At 34.8% G+C, this 4,253-nt stretch carries 4 protein-coding genes; 3 read left to right on the forward strand and 1 reads right to left on the reverse strand.

All coding sequences use genetic code 11. The features are described 5' to 3' along the window. Positions 1–618 (reverse strand): hypothetical protein (locus E1171_RS06090; RefSeq protein ID WP_155205102.1); only part of this gene is annotated, 618 nt, incomplete at its 3' end. Positions 619–827: 209 nt separating this feature from the next. On the opposite strand from E1171_RS06090, the gene E1171_RS06095 reads away from it, so the two are divergent. The 3 genes from E1171_RS06095 to E1171_RS06105 all read left to right on the forward strand — a co-directional run bounded on the left by E1171_RS06095 (position 828) and on the right by E1171_RS06105 (position 4,150). Continuing rightward, a complete protein-coding gene (locus E1171_RS06095; RefSeq protein ID WP_155205104.1) occupies positions 828–1,751 on the forward strand; it encodes an AraC family transcriptional regulator in 924 nt (307 codons plus the stop codon). A gap of 462 nt (positions 1,752–2,213) precedes the next feature. Further along, a complete protein-coding gene (locus tag E1171_RS06100) occupies positions 2,214–2,825 on the forward strand; it encodes a TetR/AcrR family transcriptional regulator (RefSeq protein ID WP_155205106.1) in 612 nt (203 codons plus the stop codon). Next, a complete protein-coding gene (locus E1171_RS06105; protein ID WP_155205108.1) occupies positions 2,822–4,150 on the forward strand; it encodes a TolC family protein in 1,329 nt (442 codons plus the stop codon). Before E1171_RS06100 ends, E1171_RS06105 begins: the two co-directional genes overlap by 4 nt. Positions 4,151–4,253 lie beyond the last annotated feature (103 nt).

The raw sequence follows: 4,253 nt of genomic DNA on the forward strand, positions 1-4,253 counted from the left end.
TAGTTTCTCAAATTTTTGTTCCATGGCATTTGCTTGATAAAGTGGTCCTTCTGGGCTTTCACCAAGCCTTTCCTGAATTTCTTCTTCCAAAGCTTCAATTTGCTGGAAAAGTTTATGTCGTTTTTTTTGAGCTTTTTTCTCAAAAGGGGCTTTTTCGGTTTCTAATTGTATTTTGTGGATTTCTGCTTTGGCTTCAAAATCTTGTTTTTCCCTTTCTAATTGGCAGATTAATTCTTTCCATTGATGCCGATCAGACTTATTACAACGATCACAGGCATGGTCAGCTTTTTTCCTAAATTCTTCATAAGCATTATGAAAAGCCTTTTCCACTTCATAATAAGCCCTGATGCTAGCAGGTTGTTCTGCTTTTAAAGGAGTAACCATCCGGTTATAAGCATTTTGAAGCTGTTGACCTTCCTCATGGCCTACTTTTTCCTGGATTTCCCTCACAGGACCTTCTAAAGATCTTAGGGCCCCTTTGATATGGTTTCTTTCCTGTTCAAAGGCCAATTTGCCTTCAACACCATTTTCTTTCAGGTCAGTGAGATAGCCATTCAATCGACTATAGAGCTGCCTCAGGAAATTTTGGGCCTGTTTGATTGATTTTGTTCTTTTCATGGCTTAAAACGAATTAATATTTCCGTATTTCTTTACTTTGAAAACAATGTTTTTGGTATTTTCCTTCCAAGTTTGGACTTTGTTAAGAGAATAATATCGTTCTCAAAACATGCAAGGGCATTATGTTAGGATCCTTAAGCAACTCTTTTATTATGCTTAAATGAGGATAGCATATAAGCTGTTTCTTTATGGGTTAGCAATTAAACATTATGAGACTTAAAGAATACGAAATAGAAAAAGATTACATTTCCCGGGTAGATAAGGCCCTGAAATTTATAGATGATAATCTAGACTCCGAATTATCATTGCAATATATTGCAGAGATTGCCCATTATTCGCCATTTCATTTTCATCGAATTTTTAAAGCTATCATTGGGGAAACACTTAACGCTTATACCAGCCGAAGACGAATTGAAAAATGTGCTGCTGTATTAATGAAATATAAGGAAGTAAGTATTACAGATCTTGCTCTTCGGTATGGTTTTAATAGCAATTCTTCCTTTACTCGTGCTTTTAAGAGTTTTTACGGGGTAAATCCTTCTGAGTTTCGAAAATTAAACCCAGGTAAATTTAGCAAGATAAGTCAAGACAATAGCAAGAATGGACAAGAAAGTCTAATTTTTGAGAAATACATTTGCAACATTCATGATCATTTAAACTGGATTAGAATGAAAGCAAACATTGAAATTAAAGAAAACCCGGAATTAAAATTCGCAAGTATTACCCATGTGGGAGTGAATCGAGTTGAATATTCGTTTGATCGATTAATAAAATGGGCAAACCCTAAGGGTATAATAGATAATCCCGAAACGAAAATGGGGAGAATTTTTCATGATAGCTTCAAGGTAACCTCACCAGAGAAAGTACGAATGAGTATTTGTTTGTTTACAAATGAGGTTTTTGACCTTGAAGGGGAAATAAACGCCGGTTTCATTCAAACAGGGAAATGTATCGTTGGGCGTTTTGAAATAACCCCTAACGATTTTGAAGAATCTTGGAGCGCCCTTTTTGTTTGGATGCATGAAAATGGATATAAAAAAAGGGAACAAAACCCTTTTGAAATATATCATAATGACTTTCGTGATCACCCGGAAAATAAATGTATAGTCGATTTTTACATTCCCGTTGAATGATAGCTGTAAATGTCAAGATCTGTTAAGGGGGCTTTGCCCCTTTTTATTTGTTGCTATAAAATTTAATAAAAACTTACATCTAAATTCTTTTTATTAGACTCCCTTGCTTCATAATGTTTTTGATGGTTAAAAGGAAAGGTTTTAGGGTGCTTTTTTAGTGTTAATTACTTAAAAGTCCTTTTTTTAATAAAAAGATATATTTTAAAATATTTTTCTATCAAAAAAAATATTCTTTTTGGGAGTTTCTACTTCAATTTCAGGTTGGATCTTTTATTAATCCTAATATTTCCTAATAATAATCTATTGGATTTTTTCTCGATCTATTAATCAATTCTTTCTTTATCTCTAAAATTTATTTAACCCTTTGTAAAACTTATTGAAAGGTTACCCGTTTGAATTCCAAGTGTAAACTTTGGAAAAGTTGAAAGTTTCCTTAGTTTTGCACCTTCGAACAAATAAGTTATGACGGATAAAGAGAAAATTATTACTACTTCTGCTCAGTTATTTTCAAGGTTTGGCATTAAGAGTGTCACCATGGATGATATTGCCAAAGAGTTGGGGATCTCTAAAAAGACGATTTATCAATATTTTAAGGATAAGAAAGAGATTGTTCGGCTCGTCGTGAAATATAAGATGGAGGAGGATACCAAGCACTTTCAAAATATCAAGGCTAGTTCTGAAAATGTAGTAGAGGCACTTTGTAAAATTGCCATTTTTTTTAGGCAAATGATAAATAAGATTAACCCTACCATGTTTTTAGATCTTCAAAAGTACCATAAAGATGCTTTTCAAATCTTTCAGGAATGCAAGGATAAAGTGCATATGAGAAAAATGGTAGAAATGATAGAGACAGGCCAGAAAGAAGGGTACTTCCGTTCCGAAGTGAATGCCGAAATTATAACCACCATGCGTTTTGAACAGGCGCAATTAGGGTTTAAGGATCATGTTTTTCCACGGGAAAAGTTTGATTTTGCCCAAGTGCAAATGCAACTTTTTGATCATTTTGTACACGGTATTATTACACCCAAGGGTAAAGAATTATTTGAAAACTACCTAAATCAACATAGCGCATGAATTTAAATTTCAACTTTTTATTGGGATTAGGATTATTGCTTTCCGCCATTACTTTTCAGGCAAAAGCACAAGACTCCGGCGGAATGGACTTTTCACTTCAACAGACCATCATTTATGCTATGGAGCATCAGGCGGATGTGAAAAATGCCACTTTGGATGAGGAAATAGCAAAGGCTCAAATTAGACAAACAACGTCAATTGGATTGCCTCAGGTAAATGGTCAGGTTTCTTATACTGATAATTACAAAATTCCGAATACGGTTTTTAATGGAGAGACAATTCAGTTGGGTGCAAAATATCAAACATCAGCAGGAGTTACACTTACTCAATTGATTTTTGATGGATCATTTTTTATTGGTGTGAAGGCAGCAAAGGTGTATAAGGAGTTGGCTACCAAAAATGGTATTAAAACAAAAATTGAAATAAAAGAAGCCGTAACAAAGGCCTATTATACCGTTTTAGTCAATGAGAAAAAAGTAACTTTAGCTTCTCATAATTTGGCCCAGTTGGATAGCCTTTTACGGGAAACCCGTATCATGTATGAAAATGGTTTTGCAGAACAGTTGGATGTGGACCGTGTTCAGGTGCAATTTAATAATGCACAAACCGGATTGATGCAAGCCGAAAGCTTATTGGAGGTAAGTACTTATTTACTAAAGTATCAAATGGGGATGCCAATATCAGAATCCATTCATCTTACGGATAAAATCAAAAGTATAGATTTTAATGGAACTATTCTGGCAAGTAATATCTATGAATATGCGGATCGAATTGAGTTTTCTGCTCTCCAAACTAGTAGAGAATTAAAGGAGCTGGAAATGAAAGGCAATAAAGCCCTTTATTTGCCAACTTTGTCGGCAGTGGCTAACTATAGCTTCCAGGGACAGACAAATCAATTTGAAAATACTTTAAATTTTTCTGACAATGGAACGTACTTCTCTAGCGGATATGTTGGCTTGCAATTAAATGTTCCCATTTTTGATGGATTGAAGAAGCATTATACTATTCAGCAAAACAAGAAAGAATTGGAACAGATAAAAAATCAATTTCAGCAGCTGGCAAATGGAATTGACCTGGAAGTTGCTCAATCCCGTTCCAATTTATCCATCAGTGTGGCTGCCCTTGAAGTACAGCAGGAAAATAAGGATTTAGCCCTAAGGGTATATGAGCAGGCGAAAATAAAATACCAGGAAGGTGTTGGTTCAAATCTGGAAGTAGTGGATGCTGAGGATTCCTATCAGCAGGCCGAAACCAATTATTACGATGCTTTATACGATGCATTAATTAATAAAGTGGAATTGGAAAAAGCTGTGGGGATTTTATAATGGACTTTTCCGATTTTAAGTAAGCTTTGTACAAGTATTATCAACCGAACAAAGAAAAGAGTAGTAAGCCCGTTTCAAATATTCGGATCGAAATTAGGCGGGT

This window comes from Xanthovirga aplysinae (assembly GCF_009711365.1).
GTDB lineage: Bacteria > Bacteroidota > Bacteroidia > Cytophagales > Cyclobacteriaceae > Xanthovirga > Xanthovirga aplysinae.

Coding starts and splice junctions, on each gene's coding strand:
- E1171_RS06105 (WP_155205108.1), top strand. CDS start 2,822: ATGAATTTAAATTTCAACTTTTTATTGGGATTAGGATTATTGCTTTCC.
- E1171_RS06100 (WP_155205106.1), top strand. CDS start 2,214: ATGACGGATAAAGAGAAAATTATTACTACTTCTGCTCAGTTATTTTCA.
- E1171_RS06095 (WP_155205104.1), top strand. CDS start 828: ATGAGACTTAAAGAATACGAAATAGAAAAAGATTACATTTCCCGGGTA.